This is a genomic window from Streptomyces sp. JH002 (assembly GCF_050916115.1).
GTDB lineage: Bacteria > Actinomycetota > Actinomycetes > Streptomycetales > Streptomycetaceae > Streptomyces > Streptomyces xiamenensis.
In genome coordinates this window covers 1106209-1126161 of record NZ_CP087989.1, presented here as the reverse complement: position 1 = coordinate 1126161, position 19953 = coordinate 1106209, and the positions used below count along the sequence as shown (strand labels likewise).

18 protein-coding genes are annotated in these 19953 nt (G+C 72.5%); 8 read left to right on the top strand and 10 right to left on the bottom strand.

Going from position 1 to position 19953, the window contains the following annotated elements:
• The first annotated feature begins 120 nt into the window (after positions 1-120).
• The 4 genes from H7827_RS04750 to dxs all read left to right on the top strand — a co-directional run bounded on the left by H7827_RS04750 (position 121) and on the right by dxs (position 5433).
• Positions 121-1236, top strand: coding sequence for a substrate-binding domain-containing protein (locus H7827_RS04750; protein WP_386533877.1), 1116 nt, complete (start codon positions 121-123; stop codon positions 1234-1236).
• 78 nt (positions 1237-1314) lie between these two features.
• On the top strand, positions 1315-2121 hold the full coding sequence (locus H7827_RS04745; RefSeq protein WP_386533880.1) for an ATP-binding cassette domain-containing protein: 807 nt from the start codon (positions 1315-1317) through the stop codon (positions 2119-2121).
• Positions 2118-3344: a sugar ABC transporter permease gene (locus H7827_RS04740; protein ID WP_432742937.1), complete on the top strand. Its 1227-nt coding sequence runs from the start codon at positions 2118-2120 to the stop codon at positions 3342-3344. Before H7827_RS04745 ends, H7827_RS04740 begins: the two co-directional genes overlap by 4 nt.
• A 184-nt stretch (positions 3345-3528) precedes the next feature.
• Complete coding sequence (dxs, locus tag H7827_RS04735) at positions 3529-5433, top strand: 1-deoxy-D-xylulose-5-phosphate synthase (RefSeq protein WP_030730458.1); 1905 nt, start codon at positions 3529-3531, stop codon at positions 5431-5433.
• A 79-nt stretch (positions 5434-5512) separates the two neighbouring features.
• Here dxs and H7827_RS04730 read toward each other — a convergent pair whose 3' ends face one another.
• From H7827_RS04730 to H7827_RS04700, 7 genes are all read right to left on the bottom strand, one after another.
• Positions 5513-5926: a VOC family protein gene (locus H7827_RS04730; RefSeq protein WP_030730460.1), complete on the bottom strand. Its 414-nt coding sequence runs from the start codon at positions 5924-5926 to the stop codon at positions 5513-5515.
• A gap of 385 nt (positions 5927-6311) precedes the next feature.
• On the bottom strand, positions 6312-7244 hold the full coding sequence (locus H7827_RS04725; RefSeq protein ID WP_432742934.1) for an LCP family protein: 933 nt from the start codon (positions 7242-7244) through the stop codon (positions 6312-6314).
• A gap of 97 nt (positions 7245-7341) precedes the next feature.
• On the bottom strand, positions 7342-9480 hold the full coding sequence (locus H7827_RS04720; protein ID WP_432742932.1) for a 3-hydroxyacyl-CoA dehydrogenase NAD-binding domain-containing protein: 2139 nt from the start codon (positions 9478-9480) through the stop codon (positions 7342-7344).
• Positions 9477-10691, bottom strand: a complete 1215-nt coding sequence (locus H7827_RS04715) for a thiolase family protein (RefSeq protein WP_386533889.1) — start codon at positions 10689-10691, stop codon at positions 9477-9479. The genes H7827_RS04720 and H7827_RS04715 overlap by 4 nt, the downstream gene beginning before the upstream one ends.
• A 247-nt stretch (positions 10692-10938) precedes the next feature.
• A complete protein-coding gene (locus H7827_RS04710; protein WP_030730468.1) occupies positions 10939-12198 on the bottom strand; it encodes an HRDC domain-containing protein in 1260 nt (419 codons plus the stop codon).
• A gap of 136 nt (positions 12199-12334) precedes the next feature.
• On the bottom strand, positions 12335-13000 hold the full coding sequence (locus tag H7827_RS04705) for a response regulator transcription factor (RefSeq protein ID WP_026047480.1): 666 nt from the start codon (positions 12998-13000) through the stop codon (positions 12335-12337).
• Between the two features lie 189 nt (positions 13001-13189).
• Positions 13190-13780: a DUF3000 domain-containing protein gene (locus tag H7827_RS04700; protein WP_174864337.1), complete on the bottom strand. Its 591-nt coding sequence runs from the start codon at positions 13778-13780 to the stop codon at positions 13190-13192.
• A 196-nt stretch (positions 13781-13976) separates the two neighbouring features.
• Here H7827_RS04700 and hemE point away from each other — a divergent pair, with 196 nt between their 5' ends.
• The 3 genes from hemE to hemQ are packed head-to-tail and all read left to right on the top strand — an operon-like array spanning position 13977 to position 17146.
• The gene (gene hemE / locus H7827_RS04695) at positions 13977-15002 is read left to right on the top strand and encodes a uroporphyrinogen decarboxylase (RefSeq protein WP_386541773.1); all 1026 of its coding nucleotides are present in this window, start codon (positions 13977-13979) and stop codon (positions 15000-15002) included.
• 2 nt (positions 15003-15004) lie between these two features.
• Positions 15005-16417 carry a protoporphyrinogen oxidase gene (hemG, locus tag H7827_RS04690; RefSeq protein ID WP_432742929.1) on the top strand — a complete coding sequence of 471 codons (1413 nt, stop codon included), beginning with the start codon at positions 15005-15007 and terminating at the stop codon, positions 16415-16417.
• Between the two features lie 12 nt (positions 16418-16429).
• Positions 16430-17146 carry a hydrogen peroxide-dependent heme synthase gene (hemQ, locus tag H7827_RS04685; protein WP_432742927.1) on the top strand — a complete coding sequence of 239 codons (717 nt, stop codon included), beginning with the start codon at positions 16430-16432 and terminating at the stop codon, positions 17144-17146.
• A 10-nt stretch (positions 17147-17156) separates the two neighbouring features.
• Here the strand turns inward: hemQ and H7827_RS04680 are convergent, their stop codons facing one another.
• Complete coding sequence (locus H7827_RS04680; RefSeq protein ID WP_432742925.1) at positions 17157-17645, bottom strand: PH domain-containing protein; 489 nt, start codon at positions 17643-17645, stop codon at positions 17157-17159.
• 46 nt (positions 17646-17691) lie between these two features.
• Here H7827_RS04680 and H7827_RS04675 point away from each other — a divergent pair, with 46 nt between their 5' ends.
• Positions 17692-17901 carry a hypothetical protein gene (locus H7827_RS04675; RefSeq protein WP_432742923.1) on the top strand — a complete coding sequence of 70 codons (210 nt, stop codon included), beginning with the start codon at positions 17692-17694 and terminating at the stop codon, positions 17899-17901.
• A gap of 15 nt (positions 17902-17916) precedes the next feature.
• Here the strand turns inward: H7827_RS04675 and H7827_RS04670 are convergent, their stop codons facing one another.
• Positions 17917-18759 carry a PPK2 family polyphosphate kinase gene (locus H7827_RS04670; protein WP_432742921.1) on the bottom strand — a complete coding sequence of 281 codons (843 nt, stop codon included), beginning with the start codon at positions 18757-18759 and terminating at the stop codon, positions 17917-17919.
• Positions 18760-18828: 69 nt separating this feature from the next.
• Positions 18829-19926 carry a cell division protein ZapE gene (gene zapE / locus H7827_RS04665; RefSeq protein WP_386541771.1) on the bottom strand — a complete coding sequence of 366 codons (1098 nt, stop codon included), beginning with the start codon at positions 19924-19926 and terminating at the stop codon, positions 18829-18831.
• Positions 19927-19953: the final 27 nt, after the last annotated feature.

The following is a 19953-nucleotide window of genomic DNA, read 5'->3' as shown; positions in this document are numbered from 1 at the left end:
CGAATCCGTATCGTTTTGCGAGATGCCTGTTTTAAGTATTGACGGCGGCGAATTCGCGGAGTTATCTCTGTCGCCGACACCGGCCGCACCGTGGCAGCCGGGACAGGAGGCGAGAACATCATGCGTATGCAGTTGCGCCCGATAGCCGTGGGCATCGTGTCCCTCGGTCTTGCGGCGGCCCTGACCGCCTGCGGCGAAGCGGGCGGCGGCGGTGGCTCAAGCGACGGCGACGGCAAGGGCGGCGGGGAGGGCAAGGAGTCCGGCACCATCGGACTGCTGCTGCCGGAGAACTCCACCACCCGCTACGAGTCCTTCGACCGGCCGTCCATCGAGGGCAAGATCGCCGAGCTGTGTCCGGACTGCAAGGTCCAGTACAACAACGCCAACGAGGACACCGCGCTCCAGAAGCAGCAGTTCGACGCGATGCTCACCCAGGGCGTCGACGTGATCATCCTGGACGCGGTGGACTCCGCGAGCACCGCCTCGTGGGTGGAGGAGGCCGCCGCCCAGGACGTTCCCGTGGTGGCCTACGACCGGCTCGCCGAGGGCGACGTGGCCGCCTATGTCTCCTACGACAACTTCGAGGTCGGCCGCCTCCAGGGCCAGGCGCTGATCGAGGCGCTGGGCGACGACGCCGAGGGCGCCGGCGTGGTGATGATCAACGGCTCGCCCACCGACCCCAACGCCGCCATGTTCAAGGCGGGCGCCCACGAGGTCCTGCACGGGGTCGTGGACATCGTCTACGAGTCGGACGTGGACGGCTGGGACGCCGCCCTGGCGAACGAGGACGTGACCGGCGCCGTGGAGTCCCTGGGCGGCGACGCCATCGACGCGGTGTACTCCGCCAACGACGGCATGGCGGCCGGCATCATCACCGCCCTGCACGCCGCCAACCTGCACGACGTCGTGGTCGGCGGCCAGGACGCCGAACTGGCGGGCCTCCAGCGGATCATCGCCGGTGAGCAGACCTTCACCATCTACAAGGCGCTCGTCCCGCAGGGTGAGCTGACCGCCGAGGTGGCGGTCCGGGTGCTGCGCGGCGAGGACTTCTCCGACCTCACTCCGGACGCCATCGACTCGCCCACCACCGAGGGCGTTCCCAGCGCGCTGCTGACCCCGGTCACCGTCACCGTCGAGAACATCAACGACACGGTCATCGCGGACGGGTTCTACGCCGCCGAGTCGATCTGCACCGGGGACTACGCCGACGCCTGCGCCGCCGCCGGCATCGGCTGACCGTTCCCGCCCCACCCCCACCCCCGGGGCCGGGCCGCACCCGCGCCCGGCCCCATCACCAAGGAGAACGACCCTCACATGACCGCCGCCCCCGTACTGGAGTTGCGCGGTGTCTCCAAGCGGTTCGGCGCCGTACAGGCGCTCACCGATGTCGAACTGGAGATACGCCCCGGCGAGGTGACCGCCCTGGTGGGCGACAACGGTGCCGGAAAGTCCACGCTCGTCAAGACCATCGCCGGGGTGCACCCCATCGACTCCGGTGCCATCCACTTCCGCGGCCAGCCGGTGCGGATCGCCCGGCCGCACGACGCCCAGGAACTCGGCATCGCCACCGTCTACCAGGACCTGGCGCTGTGCGACAACCTCGATGTGGTCGCCAACCTCTTCCTGGGCCGCGAGATCCGCCGCCACGGGACGCTCGACCACGTCACCATGGAGCAGCGCTCCCGCGAACTGCTGGACACCCTCTCCATCCGCATCCCCTCGGTACGGATCCCGGTCGCCTCCCTCTCGGGTGGCCAGCGGCAGGTGGTCGCCATCGCCCGGGCCCTGATCGGTTCGCCCGAGGTGGTCATCCTGGACGAGCCCACCGCCGCCCTCGGCGTCGAACAGACCGCGCAGGTCCTGGATCTGGTGGAGCGGCTGCGCGAACGCGGCCTCGCCGTCATCCTCATCAGCCACAACATGGCCGATGTCCAGGCCGTCGCCGACCGGGTGGCGGTGCTGCGCCTGGGCCGCAACAACGGGGTCTTCCCGGTGTCCGGCACCTCGCACGAGACGATCATCGCCGCCATCACCGGCGCCGCCGACAACGCGGTCAGCCGCCGCCGCGACCGCCTCGCCACGCCCGAGCCGGATGAGCGGCCGCAGGAGGAACAGTCATGACCGAGCCCGCCCCCGACCCCCGGCTGCTGGTGCGCGAACGCGGCCTGGCCGGCTACCTCACCGACTTCCGCCGCCGCATCAGCGGCGGCGAACTCGGCTCGCTGCCCGTCGTCGTCGGCCTCGTCATCATCGCCGTCGTCTTCGAGATCCAGACCGGCACCTTCCTCACCCCCGGCAACCTCAGCAACATCTCCGTCTACATCGCCGGCCCCGGCATCATGGCGGTCGGCATCGTGCTGGTGCTGCTGCTGGGTGAGATCGATCTGTCCATCGGCTCCATGGCCGGCCTGTCCGCCGCCCTGTGGGCCGTCCTGTCCGTCACCCACGGCGTGAACGACCTGCTCGCCATCGCCCTGGCCATCGCGGCCGGTGCCGCCGTCGGCACCCTCCACGGCTTCTTCTTCGCCAAGATCGGCGTCCCCGCGTTCGTCGTCACCCTCGCCGGCTTCCTCGGCTGGAGCGGCCTGCAGATCTGGGTGATGGGCAACGAGGGCACCATCAACATCCCGCGCGACTCCCTGGTGCGCGACTTCACCACCCACTACTTCTCGGACATCGCCTTCGCGTACGGGCTCGCCGCGCTCATAACCGCCGGCTACGTCCTGGCCCTGCTGCGCACCGAACGCCGCCGTGAGCGCGCCGCCCTGGCCACCCGCCCGGTCGCCGAGATCGTGCTGCGCGGCGCTCTGGTGGCGCTGGCCTCCTTCACCGTCGCGTACACCCTCAACCAGCACCGCGGCCTGCCGCTGGCCCTGGTGATCTTCCTGGGCATCCTGTTCGCCGGCCACTTCGTGCTGCGGCACACCACCTATGGCCGGCAGATCTACGCGGTCGGCGGCAACGCCGAGGCCGCCCGCCGGGCCGGCATCAACGTCGTCCGGGTCCGGATGACCGTCTTCACCATCGCCAGCTCGCTGGCCGCTCTCGGCGGTTTGTTCTGGGCGGCGCAGGCCGGCGGTGCGTCCAAGTCCCTGGGCTCGGGCAACCTCCTGATGAACGTCATCGCCGCCGCCGTCATCGGCGGCACCAGCCTCTTCGGAGGTCGCGGCTGGGTGTGGTCGGCCCTGCTGGGCACCCTGGTGATCCAGTCCATCACCACCGGACTGAACCTGCTGGGCATGGCCGCGGAGATCCAGTACATGATCACCGGCGCGGTGCTGCTGCTGGCGGTCGTGCTCGACTCCGTGTCCCGGCGCACCCAGCGCACCGCGGGGCGCACCTGACGCCGTAAGGTGAGCGGATCATCACCGGGCTCTGCGCGGTCGGTACGCCCCATGGACGATCAGCCCCGGGGCCCGGTGACGTATCTCGCATACTGAGACCCCTGCCTGCGGGCAGGGGACCATAAACTGCTTGACGTACCGGCATCAGGCCGAACCGTCGAACGCTCGACAGCTAGGAGGAACGGTGGCGCTGCTGACCCGTCTGACGGGACCGCGCGATCTGGACGGGCTCACTCCCGAGCAGCTGGACCAGCTGGCTCAGGAGATCCGCACCTTCCTCATCGAGTCCGTCGCCAGAACCGGCGGTCACCTCGGCCCCAACCTGGGCGTCGTGGAACTCACCATCGCGCTGCACCGGGTCTTCGACTCGCCGGCGGACTCGATCCTGTTCGACACGGGGCACCAGTCCTACGTGCACAAACTGCTCACCGGCCGCCAGGACTTCTCCAGGCTGCGCGCCAAGGGCGGCCTGTCGGGCTACCCCTCGCGCGAGGAATCCCCGCACGACATCATCGAGAACAGCCACGCCTCCACGGTGCTGGGCTGGGCGGACGGCCTGGCCAAGGCCAACGAGCTGCGCGGCCGCGACCAGCACGTGGTGGCCGTCACCGGCGACGGGGCGCTCACCGGCGGCATGGCCTGGGAGGCGCTGAACAACATCGCCTCCGCCCAGGACCGCCCGCTGGTCATCGTCGTCAACGACAACGAACGCTCGTACTCCCCGACCATCGGCGGCCTCGCCAACCACCTCGCCACGCTGCGCACCACCGAGGGCTACGAGCGTTTCCTGGCCCGTGGCAAGGAGATGCTCAACCGCACCCCGGTGGTCGGCAAGCCGCTGTACGACACGCTGCACGGCGCCAAGAAGGGCCTCAAGGACGTCATCGCCCCGCAGGGCATGTTCGAGGACCTCGGCCTGAAGTACGTCGGCCCCATCGACGGCCACGACATCGCCGCGCTGGAATCGGCCCTCAAGAGCGCCAAGCGGTTCGGCGGCCCGGTGATCGTGCACTGCATCACCGAGAAGGGCCGCGGCTACCAGCCCGCCCGTGACGACGAGGCCGACCAGTTCCACGCGGTGGGCGTCATCCACCCCGACACCGGCCTGCCGGTGGCCGCCCCCGGCGCCGACTGGACCTCCGTCTTCGGCGAGGAGATCGTCAAGCTCGGCCGCGAGCGCGAGGACATCGTGGCCATCACCGCCGCGATGCTGCGCCCCGTCGGCCTCCAGGCGTTCGCCGAGGAGTTCCCGGACCGGGTCTTCGACGTCGGCATCGCCGAGCAGCACGCCGCGGTCTCCGCCGCCGGCCTGGCCACCGGCGGACTGCACCCGGTGTTCGCCGTGTACGCGACCTTCTTGAACCGCGCCTTCGACCAGCTGCTGATGGACGTGGCGCTGCACAAGCTCGGGGTCACCTTCGTGCTGGACCGCGCCGGGGTCACCGGCACCGACGGCGGTTCGCACAACGGCATGTGGGACATGTCGATCCTCCAGGTGGTGCCCGGGCTGCGGATCGCGGCCCCGCGCGACGCCGAGGAGGTGCGCCGCCAGCTGCGCGAGGCGGTGCAGGTCTCCGACGCGCCCACCGTGGTCCGTTACTCCAAGGGCTCGGTCGGCAAGAACGTGCCCGCCGTGGGCACCGTCGGCGGCATGGACGTGCTGCGGCACGCGGGCACCGACCGCCCCGATGTGCTGCTGGTGTCCATCGGCGCGCTGGCCCCGGTCGCCCTGGAGGCGGCGGCACTGCTGGAGCAGCAGGGCATCACCTCCACCGTGGTCGACCCGCGCTGGGTCAAGCCGGTGGACGCGGCGCTGCCCGGCCTGGCGGCCGAGCACCGGGTGGTCGTCACGGTCGAGGACAACAGCCGCTCGGCGGGTGTCGGTTCGGCGATCGCGCAGGCGCTGCGCGACGCCGACGTGGACATCCCGCTGCGCGACTTCGGCATCCCCGAGCGTTTCCTGGACCACGCCTCGCGCAAGGAGATCCTGGCCGAGATCGGGCTGACCGGGCCGGACATCGCCCGGCAGGTCACCGGCCTGGTGGCGCGCGTGGACGGCCGTTACGACCCGGCCGGGGCCGGGGCCTGAGCTGTTCGGGAGGCTCGCGGTCGTCCCTGGCCGGACTGCCCACCGCGAGCCTCCCGCCCCCCGTCGCGGGTGATCCGGTTCAGCCGTTCTGCAGGGCCGCCGGGTCCATCCACATGACCTCCCACAGGTGACCGTCGGGGTCCTGGAAGCTGCGCCCGTACATCGGGCCCTCCTCCATCGGGTCCTTCGAGTGCTTCCCGCCGGCCGCCAGTGCCCGGTCGGCCAGGTCGTCCACGCCCTGCCGGGTGTCGGCCGACAGTGCGGTGATCACCGCCGCGGTCCGCTCGGTGTCCGCGAGTTCCTTGTCGGTGAACTTCGCGAAGAACGGCTTGACCAGCAGCATCACGTAGATGCTGTTCTCCTCGATCACGAAGCAGGCGGCGTTCTCGTCCGAGAACTGCTCGTTCTGGGTGAAGCCGAGCCGGCTGTAGAACTCCTTGGAGCGGTCGAGATCCTGGACCGGGAGATTGACGAAGATGTTCGTGTTGGCCATGGCCGTTGCCTCCTGAATCGTACGGTCGCGGTGCCGCGGTGCGGCCCCCTCGTGAGTACAGACCCGGGCGGAGCGCGGAACTCATCGCCGCGCGGCGGGGGAATGCCGGCCGCCCTCCCGGGACCGGCCGGAACTCCGTACGACGGGGCAGCCCACGTCGGTGCCCGGGTCCGTCTCCCGGGCCTGACAGGCCGGTCGGCCCGCCCGCCCCGCGCGGTTCGGCCCGGGGCCACGGCGCGGGCGGTGCCCGCGAGGACCAGCACCCCGGCCACCGGCGGCGGGTACCCCGCAGCCGGTCCCGCAACCACCGCTCCGCCCCGCTCGGGCCCGCGTCACCCTCCGCCGACGTTCGCCCGGACGGCTCCACCGACACGGGGCGCCGGGGTCACGGCGCCTGTCCTGCGGCGTCCTCCTCCACCGGGGTCCCCGTGCGCAGCGCCTCCCACACGCTGTCGGCCGCCGCGCCGGGGGCGGGCAGGGCGACGGTCCGCAGCTCGCCGGTGTTCGCCCCGCTCAGCCGCTGGGCGAAGTCCAGCAGGTCGGTGAGCGAGCCCAGCTCCGCGTCGGTGGTCAGCGATTTGGTGGCGGCGTCCGCCAGCCGGTAGAGCTTGGCGGGGCTGGAGAGCATGCCCTCGGAGTCGACCTCGGTGAGCAGCGCGAGCAGCATCCGTTCGCGCAGCTCCGGGTCGCCTTCGGCCGGCTGCGCGGCGCGCGCCGCCTCCAGCGCCTGCGCGCCGCTGAGGGTGTGGGTGCCGCTGTCGAGGACGAGGCCGCCGTCCGCCGCGTACACCGGCTCGGGGAGGCTGAGCGTCACTCCGCCGACCGCGTCGGCGAGCTGGCCGAAGCGCGCGAAATCGACTTCCAGATAGTGGTCCATCCGGATGTCGCTCATCTTCTCGACGCTGCGGACCACGCAGCTGGGGCCGCCAAGTGCGTAGATGTCCCCGAACGCCAGTTCCCCGCCGGCCGCCTCCCCGTCCGTTCCGGCGCAGCGCGGCAGGGGGACCGGGGCGTCGCCCGGCAGGGCGACGACGGTGACCGCGCCGCCGTCGTCGGGCAGGTGCACCACCATGGCGGACTGCTGGCCGGCCTCGGAGTCCGTGCTGAGCACGAGGACGTCCTGAGCGGGCTGTTCCGGGTCGGGCTGCGGCCGGTCCTGTTCGCCGAGCTCGGCGTTGATGTCGACACTGCGCAGATTGCCGTTGATCTGGCGGTAGAACCAGAACCCCGTGCCTGCGGCGACCACCAGCAGCCCGGCCAGGGACCAGCCGAGGATGTGACGCAGCCTGCGCGACAGACGGAACGTGAGGTATGGCATGTCAACCGATGATATGTCCGGCTCGCCGGATTGCCAGGCCCCACGCGCGAAGGCGCCCGGCCGGTCCGCAGACCGCCGGGCGCCCCCCACGTTCCCGCTACTGCGGTACCGAGGCGACGCCCCGGGGCAGCAGCCGCCGCCCCAGTACCCGCTCGGACACCCCGGCCCGGTCCAGGTAGGGGGTGATGCCGCCCAGGTGGAACGGCCAGCCCGCACCCGTGATCAGGCACAGATCGATGTCCTGCGGCTCGGCCACCACACCCTCGTCGAGCATCAGCCCGATCTCCTCGGCGATGGCGTCCAGCGCCCGGTCCCGTACCTGCTCCTCCGTCAGCGCCGCGTCGGCCACCTCGAACAGGGCCAGCACCTCCGGGTCCAGCTCCGGGCTGCCCGACTCGTGGCGGTAGAAGGTCTTCTTCCCGGCCTCCACCACCCGGCCCAGGTTCGCCGAGACCGTGAACCGGTCCGGATACGCCCGCTCCAGGGTGCCCGCCACATGGTGCGCCACCGCGGGGCCCACCAGCTCCAGCAGCTCGATCGGCGACATCGGCAGCCCCAGCGGCGCCAGCGCCCGGTCGGCCACCGGCACCTCGGTGCCCTCGTCGATCGCCCGCAGCACCTCACCCATGAACCGGGTCAGGATGCGGTTCACCACGAACGCCGGCGCGTCCTTCACCAGCACCGAGGTCTTCTTCAGCTTCCGGCTGACCGCGAACGCCGTCGCCAGCGCCGCGTCATCGGTACGCTCCGCCCGCACGATCTCCAGCAGCGGCAGGATGGCGACCGGGTTGAAGAAGTGGAAGCCCACCACCCGCTCGGGGTGCTCCAGCTTGGCGGCCATCTCGGTGACCGACAGCGAGGAGGTGTTGGTGGCCAGGATCGCGTGCGGCGGCACCACCGCCTCCAGCTCCGCGAAGACCTGCTGCTTGAGGCCCATCTCCTCGAAGACCGCCTCGATGACGAAGTCCGCGTCCGCGAAGGCGGCGGCCTTGTCCAGCGATCCGGTGACCGAGGCCTTCAGCCGGTTCGCCCGGTCCTGCTTGATCCGGCCCTTGAGCAGCAGCATGTCGATCTGCTCGTGCACCCAGCCGACACCCTTGTCCACCCGCTCCTGGTCGATGTCGGTGAGCACCACCGGCACCTCGAGACGGCGGGCGAACAGCAGCGCGAGCTGCGAGGCCATCAGCCCCGCACCCACCACGCCGACCTTGGTGACCGGCCGGGCGAGCGACTTGTCCGGTGCCCCGGCCGGGCGCTTGGCGCGGCCCTGCACCAGGTTGAAGGCGTAGATCCCGCTGCGCAGCTCGTCGCCCTGGATGAGGTCGGCCAGCGCCCGGTCCTCGGCGTCGAACCCGGCGGCGATGTCGCCGTCGCGCACCTGGTCGATGATGTCCAGCGCCCGGTAGGCGGCGGGTGCCGCCCCGTGCACCTTGGAGTCGGCCAGCGCCCGGCCCCCCGCCACCGCCTCGTCCCAGGCCTCGCCGCGGTCCGGCTCCTGGCGCGCCACCACCAGCTCGCCGCGCAGCACCGCCGAGGTCCACACCAGCGACTGCTCCAGGAAGTCCGCCGCGTCGAACAGGGCGTCCGCGATCCCCAGCTCGTGGACCTGGGGGCCCTTCAGCTGCCGGTTCTGGTTGAGGGCGTTGCCGATGATCACCGAGACGGCCCGCTCGGCGCCGATCAGCTGCGGCAGCAGCGTGCAGCCGCCCCAGCCGGGCACCAGACCGAGGAACACCTCGGGCAGCGCGAACGCGCCGATCGAGCGGGAGACCGTGCGATAGGTGCAGTGCAGCCCGATCTCGACCCCGCCGCCCATCGCGGCGCCGTTGTAGTAGGTGAAGGTCGGCACCGGCAGCGCGGACAGCCGCTTGAACACCTCGTGTCCGCCGCGTCCGATCGCCAGCGCCTCCTCGTGGGTGCGCAGCTCGCTCACGCCCTTGAGGTCGGCGCCCACCGCGAACACGAACGGCTTGCCGGTGATCCCGACCCCCACGATCGAGCCGTCGGCGGCCTCCGCCGCGACCTGGTCGATGGCCGCGTCGATGTTCGCCAGCGAACGCGGCCCGAAGGTGGTGGGCTTCTTGTGGTCGAAGCCGTTTTCGAGCGTGATCAGCGCGAACCTGCCGCCGTTCGACGGCAGATCCAGATGACGTACCTGCGCCTGGGTGACCACTTCACCCGGAAACCGCTCCGCGGCGCCCTTCAGCAGCTCGGACGTGGCGACGGTGGTGCTCATTTGCCCTCCCACAGCGGGTTCTCCCAGATCACGGTGCCGCCCATGCCGAGCCCCACGCACATGGTGGTCAGCCCGTACCGGACCTGCGGCTGGTCCTCGAACTGCCGGGCGAGCTGGTTCATCAGCCGGACGCCCGAGGACGCCAGCGGGTGACCGTAGGCGATCGCCCCGCCGTACTGATTGACCCGCGGGTCGTCGTCCGCGATCCCGAAGTGGTCCAGCAGCGCCAGCACCTGCACCGCGAACGCCTCGTTGACCTCGAACAGCCCGATGTCCCCGATGGACAGGCCCGCCCTGGCCAGCGCCTTCTCGGTCGCCGGGACCGGGCCCACGCCCATCACCTCGGGATCCACCCCGGCGAAGGCGTACGACACCAGCCGCATCCGCGTGGTCAGCCCCAGCTCCCGCGCGGTGTCCTCGTCGGCCAGCAGCGAGGCGGTCGCCCCGTCGTTCAGGCCCGCCGAGTTGCCCGCGGTGACCCGGCCGTGCGGGCGGAACGGCGTCTTGAGCCCGGCCAGCCCCTCCAGCGTGGTGCCCGGGCGCATCGGCTCGTCCTCGGTGGCCAGGCCCCAGCCCAGCTCGCCGCCCTCAGGGCTGGTGCGGCGCACCGAGACCGGCACCAGGGAGTCCTGGATCTTTCCGTCCGCGTACGCCTTGGCCGCCTTCTCCTGGCTGCGCACCGCGTACTCGTCCGCCCGCGCCCTGGTGAGGTGCGGGAAGCGGTCGTGCAGGTTCTCCGCCGTCATGCCCATGAACAGCGCCGACTCGTCGACCAGCCGCTCGGAGACGAACCGCGGGTTGGGGTCCACGCCCTCACCCATCGGGTGCCGGCCCATGTGCTCCACGCCGCCGGCCACCGCCACGTCGGCGGAGCCGAACGCGATCGCCCCGGCCGCCGTGGTCACCGCCGTCATCGCGCCCGCGCACATGCGGTCGATCGAGTAGCCGGGTACGGACGAGGGCAGCCCGGCCAGGATCGCGGCGCTGCGGCCCAGCGTCAGCCCCTGGTCGCCGATCTGCGTGGTGGCGGCGATCGCCACCTCCTCCACCCGCTCGGGAGGCAGTCCGGGGTTGCGCCGCAGCAGTTCCCTGATGCACTTGATCACCAGGTCATCGGCGCGGGTCTCGTGGTAGATCCCTTTCGGGCCCGCCTTGCCGAACGGGGTGCGGACGCCGTCGACGAAGACGACATCCCTGACGGTACGGGGCACGTTGGCTCTCCTCCACGCGTGGGATCCCGGCCGGGGTCAGCCAGTACGGGGCTCGGCGACGTGCCCCGGCGGGAGTGTGCGGTCCACCACCCATGCTACTCGTGGGTAACTGCCTGGCAAGGGCGATCCGCACCTCAATGCCCACGGAATCCGCGATCCCCGGGAGCGCCGGGCCGGCGACACCTCCCGGGGTGCGGGAGCACGTTCGGGCGCCGTCAGAGCCGTACGCGCCGGGCGCACGCGCCGGTCAGGCGTCGGCCGCCAGCGCCTGGGTCAGCAACGGCACCGTCTGCTCGATCTGCCACTCCCGCGCGCCCAGCGAGCGCAGCGACTGGGCCACCAGCTCCGGCTCGGCACCCGCCGGCGGCTCCCAGCACAGCCGGCGCACCGTGTCGGGCGCCAGCAGATTCTCCTGCGGCAGCCGCAGCTCCTCCGCGTGCGCCGTCACCGCCGCCCGCGCCGCCGCCAGCCGCGCCGCCGCCGCCGGATCCTTGTCCGCCCACGACCGGGGCGGCGGGGGACCCGTCACCGGCTGCCCCGGCTGCGGCAGCTGCGACTCCGGCAGCCGCTTCGCCCGGTCGACCGCCGCCTGCCACTGCTGCAGCTGCCGCCGCCCCATCCGGTGCCCGAAACCGGGCAGCGCCGCAAGCGCCGTCACATCGGCCGGCACCGCCAGCGCCGCCGCCACGATCGCCGCGTCCGCCAGCACCTTGCCCGGGGACAGATCACGCCGCTGCGCCACGTGGTCGCGGGTGGTCCACAGCTCCCGCACCACCGCCAGCTGTCTGCGGCGCCGCACCTTGTGCACCCCCGAGGTGCGCCGCCAGGGGTCCTTGCGCGGCGGCGCCGGGGGAGCGGCGACGATCGCCGCGAACTCCTGGTGCGCCCACTCCAGCTTCCCCTGCTTGGTCAGCTCCTCCTCCAGCGCGTCGCGGAGATCGACCAGCAGCTCCACGTCCAGCGCCGCGTACCGCAGCCACGGCTCGGGCAGCGGACGGGAGGACCAGTCCACCGCCGAGTGCCCCTTCTCCAGGCTGTAGCCGAGCACGTTCTCCACCATGACGCCCAGGCCCACCCGGGCGAACCCGGCCAGCCGGCCCGCCAGCTCGGTGTCGAACAGCTGCTCGGGAACCATCCCTATGTCACGCAGGCACGGCAGGTCCTGCGTCGCGGCGTGCAGCACCCACTCCGTACCGGACAGCGCCGAGCCCAGCGCGCTCAGATCGGGGCAGGCCACCGGGTCGATCAGGACCGTACCCGCGCCCTCGCGCCGCAGCTGCACCAGATACGCGCGCTGCCCGTACCGGTAGCCGGACGCCCGCTCCGCGTCCACCGCCACCGGCCCGCTCCCGGCCGCGAAGGCGGCCACCACCGACTCCAGCGCCGCGTCCTCGGCCGTGACCTCGGGAACGCCCTCCCGGGGGGCCAGCAACGGTACCGCCGCCGGACCGGTCTCCTCGGTGGTCGGTGGGGCGGCGTCATCGGCGGTTTGCTGAGCGTCGGTCACCCATCAAGGGTAACGGTGTGCGTACGGTGCGCGGTGTCGGACCGTATCCGACCGCAAACGCCCCGCTGCCCGCCGGCGTCCCGACCGGGACACCGCGGGCAGCGGGGCGAAGGCCGGCGGCCGGGCCGCCGGACGTTCAGTGAATGATGCCGGTGCGCAGCGCCACCGCCACCATCCCGGCCCGGTCGCCCGTGCCGAGCTTGCGGGCGATCCGCGCCAGATGGCTCTTGACCGTCAGCGCCGACAGGCCCATCGAGACCCCGATGGCCTTGTTGGACTGGCCCTCCGCCACCAGTCGCAGCACCTCCACCTCCCGCCCGGACAGCTCGCGGTAGCCACCCTGGTGGGCGGGCGCGCCCGGCGGACGGCGGTGGTGGTGCATCCGGGCGGCGGCGCCGATCTGCGCCGCGCCGTGCCGGGCCGGCGGGCCCAGGTTGTTGCGGGTACCGGTGACGACGTACCCCTTGACGCCGCCGGCCAGCGCGTTGCGGACGGCGCCGATGTCGTCGGCGGCGGACAGCGCGAGCCCATTGGGCCAGCCCGCCGCCCGGGTCTCCGACAGCAGGGTCAGCCCCGAACCGTCGGGCAGGTGGACATCGGCGACGCAGATGTCACGGGGATTGGCCACCCGCGGGCGCGCCTCCGCGATGGACGACGCCTCGATCACGTCGCGCACCCCCAGCGCCCACAGATGGCGGGTCACGGTGGAACGCACACGCGGGTCGGCGACGACGACCATCGCGGTGGGCTTGTTGGGGCGGTACGCCACCAGGCTTGTGGGGTGCTCGAGGAGAACTGACACCGGGCCTCCGGGCTGGATGGGGACGGAGCCGACTTATCTGGTGAAGCCGGGGCGATCCGGATGGAAGGGTCATTGACTCCTTCGGCATGAACTCCTTGGGCCTTTAGAGAATGATCACGAACCGGTGATTCGTAGGTTTCTCCTTCGGTTCTCCTTGTCATACGGCCCGTTGTGCGCTTTCCTGCCTCCCTACACCGGCCGGGGCCCCCGCCGGCGGGGAAAAGCCGCCACCGTGCCCCCCGCCGTCTCCGGAGGCAGCCCCGCGCACTGCGCCAACAGCGCGCACCAGGCCAGGAGATGGCCGCCCGCCTCCTCCGGGTCGCGCGGGGTCCACGACGCCCGCAGCTCCACCTCGGTACGCGGTGGCCGGTCACCGAGCCCGCCGAAGAAGTACGAGCCGGCCCGGGTCACCGTGCCGCTCTCCTCCAGCGGGGCCAGACCCCGCCCCTCCAGCGCCTCCATCAGCCACGACCAGGCCACCTCGGGCAGCAGCGGATCGGCGCCCAGCTCCGGGTCCAGATCGGCACGGGCCAAGGTCACCACCCGGAAGTCCCCGCGCCAGGTCTCGTCGCCCTGCGGGCTGTGCAGCAGGATGAACCGGCCGTCCGCCAGCTCCGCGCCGTCGACCGTCACCTCCGCCTCCAGAGCGTGCGCGTACGGGGCCAGCCGGCGCGGGGCCGGCATCGGTGCCAGCCGCACCTCGGGCCGCGGCCGTGCGGCGCCGAGCGCCGCCACCGCCCGCCGGAACGCGTAAGGAGCCTCAGCGCCGGGGCCGTTCATGTCTCCGGAATCCTCCGTCGGCTCAATTCGTGACGCTGCCATGGCCGGTAACCCTAGGTCCTCGCCGCGCCGATCACCGCGAGGCCACGCCGCCCGGGCCCCGTACCGCGAAGCACACCCCGGGGGTGCGGGTCAATCCGCGCGTCGTGCGAAACTTTCCCGTGTGACCCACAGCAGCCAGTCGCAGGACCGCGCCCTGACCGATTCCCCGTTTCTGCGGGCCTGCCGCCGGGAACCGGTGCCGCACACCCCGGTGTGGTTCATGCGCCAGGCCGGGCGCTCGCTGCCCGAGTACCGCAAGCTGCGGGCCGGCACCACGATGCTCGACTCCTGCACACGGCCCGACATGGTCACCGAGATCACCCTCCAGCCGGTGCGCCGGCACGGCGTGGACGCCGCCGTCTTCTTCAGCGACATCGTCGTCCCGCTGAAGGCCATCGGCGTCGACCTCGACATCAAGCCGGGCGTGGGCCCCGTGGTGGCCCGCCCCATCCGCGACCGTTCCGACCTGGAGCAGCTGCGGCCCCTGGAGCCCGACGACGTCCCGTACATCACCGAGGCCATCGGGCTCACCACCGCCGAGCTCGGCGCCACCCCGCTGATCGGCTTCGCCGGAGCGCCGTTCACCCTCGCCAGCTACCTCATCGAGGGCGGGCCCTCCCGCAACCACGAGCACACCAAGGCCATGATGTACGGCGACCCGCAGCTGTTCCACGCGCTGCTGGACCGGCTCGCCGGTATCGCCTCCGCCTTCCTCGACGTGCAGATCAAGGCCGGCGCCTCCGCCGTCCAGCTCTTCGACTCCTGGGTGGGCGCGCTGGCCCCCGCCGACTACCGCGCCCACGTGCTGCCGCACTCCGCCAGGGTCTTCCGGTCCGTCGAGCACCACGGCGTGCCCCGCATCCACTTCGGCGTCGGCACCGGCGAACTGCTCGGGCTGATGAGCGAGGCGGGCGCCGATGTCGTCGGCGCCGACTGGCGCATCCCGCTGGACGAGGCGTCCCGCCGCATCGGCGGCGGCAAGGCCGTCCAGGGCAACCTCGACCCCGCCGTGCTGTTCGCCCCGCGCGCCGCCGTCGAGGCCCAGGCGCAGCGGGTGCTGGACGCCGCCGCCGCACTGCCCGGCCACATCTTCAACCTCGGCCACGGTGTCCTGCCGGACACCGACCCGGACGCCCTGACCCGGCTGACCGAGTACGTCCACGAGCGCACCGCCCGCTGACCATGCAGGTGATCGTCATCGGCGGCGGCATCGCCGGACTCGCCGCCGCCCACCGGCTCACCGGATCCGGCGTCCGCGTCACCGTCCTGGAGGCGGAGCGCCGCTTCGGCGGCAAACTGCGCACCGGCGAGGTGGCCGGCCTGCGCGTCGACCTGGGCGCCGAATCCATCCTCGCCCGCCGCCCCGAGGCCATCGACCTCGCCGAGGCGGCCGGCCTGGGCGGCGCGCTGCACCCGCCGGCCCCCGTCGGCGCCGCGATCTGGACCGGCGGCGCGCTGCGCCCCATGCCCAAGGGCCATGTGATGGGCGTGCCCGGCACCGCCGCCGCCCTCACCGGAGTGCTCTCCGACACCGGTGTGGCCCGCATCGCCCGGGACAGCGAACTGCCGCCGCTGCGGGTCGGCGAGGACATCGGCATCGGCGCCCTGGTCGCCGAACGGATGGGCCACGAGGTCGTGGACCGGCTGGTCGAGCCGCTGCTCGGCGGCGTCTACGCGGGCGACGCCTACCGCATCTCGCTGCGCGCCGCCGTCCCCCACCTCTACGAGGCCGCCCGCACCCACGACTCGCTGCTGGCCGCCGTGCGCGCCGTGCAGCGGCAGCAGGAGGAGGCCCGCGAGGGCAAGCCCGCGGGCCCGGTCTTCAACGGCATCGAGGGCGGCATCGGCCGGCTCCCCGAAGCCGTCGCCGCCGCCTGCCGGGCGGCCGGCGCCACCCTGGAGAGCGGCGTCGCGGTGACCGGCCTGCGCCGTACCGCGCGCGGCTGGGCCGCCCAGCTGGCCGACGGCCGCTCGCTGACGGCGGACGGCGTGATCCTGGCCGTGCCCGCGAGCGCCGCCGCCCGGCTGCTGGCGGCCGAGGCACCCGCCGCGGGCCGTGAACTCGCCGCCCTGGACTACGCGTCGATGGCCCTGGTCACCCTCGCCTTCCGGCGCGCCGACCTGGCCCGGCTGCCGCGCGGCAGCGGCTTCCTGGTGCCCGCCGTCGAGGGCCGCACCATCAAGGCCGCCACCTTCACCAGCGCCAAGTGGGGCTGGGCCGCCGCGGCGGACCCCGGACTGTTCGTCCTGCGCGCCTCCATCGGCCGCTACGGGGAGAGCACCCCGCTCCAGTGGGAGGACGCCGAACTGGTCCGCGCCGCCCTCGCCGACCTCGGCGAGGCGACCGGCCTGGCGGCCGAACCCGTCGACTCGGTGGTCACCCGCTGGTACGACGGGCTGCCGCAGTACCAGGTCGGCCATGTGGCCTGGGCGGCCCGGGTGCGCGGATATCTGGCGGCACTGCCCGCAGTGCGGCTGTGCGGCGCCTCGTACGACGGGATCGGCATCCCGGCATGCGTGGCGGGCGGGACACGGGCCGCCGAGGAACTGCTGCGCACCGTGGCTCCGGGCCCGCGCGAGGACACAGGAGAGTAGGAGATGACGGACATGACGACTGCATCCGACAAGACCCCCAACGCCGGCAAGCGGGCCAAGGACCTGAACGAGGTCATCCGCTACACGCTGTGGTCGGTGTTCCGGCTGCGCGACGTGCTGCCCGAGGACCGCGACGGTATCGCGGAGGAAGTCACGGAGCTGTTCGAGCAGCTGGCCGGCAAGGACATCACCGTACGCGGCACGTACGACGTCTCCGGGCTGCGCGCCGACGCCGACGTGATGATCTGGTGGCACGCGGAGACCTCGGACGCCCTCCAGGACGCGTACAACCTCTTCCGCCGCACCCGCCTGGGCCGCGCGCTGGAGCCGGTGTGGTCGAACATGGCGCTGCACCGCCCCGCCGAGTTCAACAAGTCGCACATCCCGGCGTTCCTCGCCGACGAGCAGGCCCGCGACTACGTGAGCGTCTACCCGTTCGTGCGCTCCTACGACTGGTACCTGCTGCCGGACGAGGAGCGGCGCACGCTGCTGGCCGAGCACGGCAAGATGGCGCGCGGCTACCCCGACGTCCGGGCGAACACCGTCGCCTCGTTCTCGCTCGGCGACTACGAGTGGATCCTGGCCTTCGAGGCGGACGAACTGCACCGCATCGTCGACCTGATGCGCCACCTGCGCGGCTCGAAGGCGCGGCTGTACGTGCGGGAGGAGATCCCGTTCTACACCGGGCGCCGCAAGTCGGTCTCCGAACTGGTGGCCTCGCTCGCCTGAGCGGCGTACGTCAGGGGGACGGCCGCCGGTACGGGTTGGTGGCCGTCCGCCACCGCTGGACGATCTCGTGGAACGCCTGCGGGAAACCGGGATCGGGCGCGGCGGTGTAGTCGCGCGGCGCCGGAAGTTTCAGCGGCCGGCCGTCCGTGCGGGTGACGACGATCTTCAGCTCCTCCTGGCCCGGCAATCCGCTGCGCCTGATCCCTATGTGGGCGACGTCCTGCCAGGGGCAGGAGCGGTGCCGCAGCGGGCGTGAGGTGCGGATGCCGTGGGCGTCGACGACGGTGCGGCCGTGCGCGAGCCAGATGATCCACGGGATCGCCGGGCTCATCATCACCGGGAAGCTGCACATGACCAGGAGCACCGGCCACTCCCGCTCCCGCCCCGTGGCCAGCAGCACGGTGATCACCGCGAGCGACAGCAGCCCGGCGCCGCCGAGCACCCAGGCGATGATCAGTGAGGACCGGCGCTGCCGCAGCTGATATTCGATCTCCTGCACGAGGGGAAAGTGTAGGCGGGGCAGCGCGATGGCGTACCGTCCCGCCATGCGACCCGATGGGGTGGGGCGCCGCCGGGGACGCGTGGGGCCCTGGACCCTGCGTGAGGTCGAACTGGCCCTGCCGGCGGGCGCGTTGATCCGCATCGAGGGTGGAACCGGAGCGGCAAGTCCACCCCTGCTGCGGCTGATCGCGGCGCTGATCACCGCGGCGGTGTTCGCGGCGGTGGCCCGGGGCGCCGCGCGGCGCCCCGGCTGAACCGGACGCCCCGTCTCACTCGGCGAGCAGCCGGCGCCGGGCGTCCTCCACGTCGAAGTCGCCGGGCGGGAAGCGCGGGTCGATCTCGCGCAGATGTTCCAGCAGCAGCCGGCTGACCGCCCAGTTGCGGTACCAGCGGTGGTTGGCTGGCACGACGTACCAGGGTGCGGCCCGGGTCGAGCAGCGTTCCAGCGCCGCCTCGTACGCCTTGCGGTAGTGCGGCCACAGGGCGCGCTCGGTGATGTCGTTGCGGCTGAACTTCCAGTGCTTGTCGCTGCGGTCCAGGCGGCGCAGCAGCCGGTCGCGCTGCTCGTCCCGTCCGATGTGCAGGAAGACCTTCACCAGCACCAGGCCGTCGCGGGTCAGCGCCTCCTCCCAGGCGTTGATCTCCGCGTACCGCCGCGACCAGACCTCCTTGTCGACCAGATGGTGCACCCGCACCGCCAGCACGTCCTCGTAGTGCGAGCGGTCGAAGATGCCGACCTCCCCGGCGCCCGGCAGGCCGTTGCTGATCCGCCACAGGAAGTGGTGCCCCAGCTCCTGCGGGGTGGGTGCCTTGAACGCCCTGATCCGGCAGCCGGCCGGGTTGAGGTGCCCGATCACATGCTTGACGGTGCCGCCCTTGCCCGCGGTGTCCATGCCCTGGAGCACCAGCAGTACCCGGTGCCGGTCGCCGCCGGTGCTCGCCGCGAACAGGCGTTCCTGGAGGTCGGCCAGGACCGGCGCCATCGCGTCCAGCTCGGTGCGGGCCTTGGCCTTCTTGCCCTTGAATCCGGGGGTGTCGTCCGGGTCGCGGCCGGTCAGCTCCGCCTTGCCGCCCGGCGTCACCCGCAGCAGGTCACGCAGCTCGGTCGCCATGTCCCGATGATGGGCCCGCCCGGGCGGGCCCGCCACCGGGGTCGGGCGGTGGGGATCAGTCGGTGGCGGTCAGGGGGCGGGCACCAGCCGCCCGGCGTCGCGGGCCAGGGCGGTCAGCCGGGAGATGGCCCGGAAGTACTTCTTGCGGTACCCGCCGCGCAGCATCTCCTCGCCGAACAGCTCGTCGAACGGCACTCCGGACGCCAGCACCGGGACCTCCCGGTCGTACAGCCGGTCGGCGAGCACCACCAGGCGCAGCGCGGTGGACTGGTCGGCCACCGGCCGTACGCCGGTCAGCGCCACCGCCGTCAGCTCCTCGCACATCGCCCCGTACCGGCTGGGGTGCACCCGGGCCAGGTGGTCCAGCAGATCGCCGAAGTCGTCCAGCGAGGCGCCGGGGGTGGCGTACGCGGCCCGCGTCACCTCGTCGTCGGTGCGTGGCTCCGGTGCCTTGGGCAGCCCGCGGTGCCGGTAGTCCTCGCCGTCGATGCGCAGCGGCGTGAAGTGCGCGGACAGGCCCTGGATCTCGCGCAGGAAGTCGGCCGCGGCGAACCGGCCCTCGCCCAGCTTGCCGGGCAGCGTGTTGGAGGTGGCGGCCAGCGCCACACCCTCGGCGACCAGCTTGCCCAGCAGTGAGGACACCAGCACGGTGTCGCCCGGGTCGTCCAGCTCGAACTCGTCGATGCACAGCAGCCGGTGCCCGGACAGGGTCTTCACCGTCTGCTGGAAGCCGAGCGCGCCCACCAGGTTGGTCAGCTCCACGAAGGTGCCGAACGCCTTCAGCTCGGTGGGGGCGTCGGTGGCGTGCCACAGGGAGGCGAGCAGATGGGTCTTGCCGACGCCGTAGCCGCCGTCCAGGTACATGCCGCGGGCGCCGGAGGGCGCGGGGGTGCGCGGAGCGCGCCGCCACAGGCCGCGCCGCCCGCCGGCCTTGGCGGCCGGTGCGCCGAGACCGGCGGCGAAGCCGCTCAGCGCCTCCACCGCAGCGGCCTGGGAGGGCTGCCCGGGGTCCGGTACGTAGGTGGCGAAGCGCACCGCGTCGAAGCGCGGCGGCGGGACGAGCTCGGCCACCAGCCGGTCGGCGGGCACCTGGGGCGCTCGGTCGGCAAGCGCGGCGGGGGCGGTCGTCCCGCTGCTGGACTCGGGTATGGCGGTGCTGGACACAATCCTCCATTTTACGGGGCGTGCGCGCCG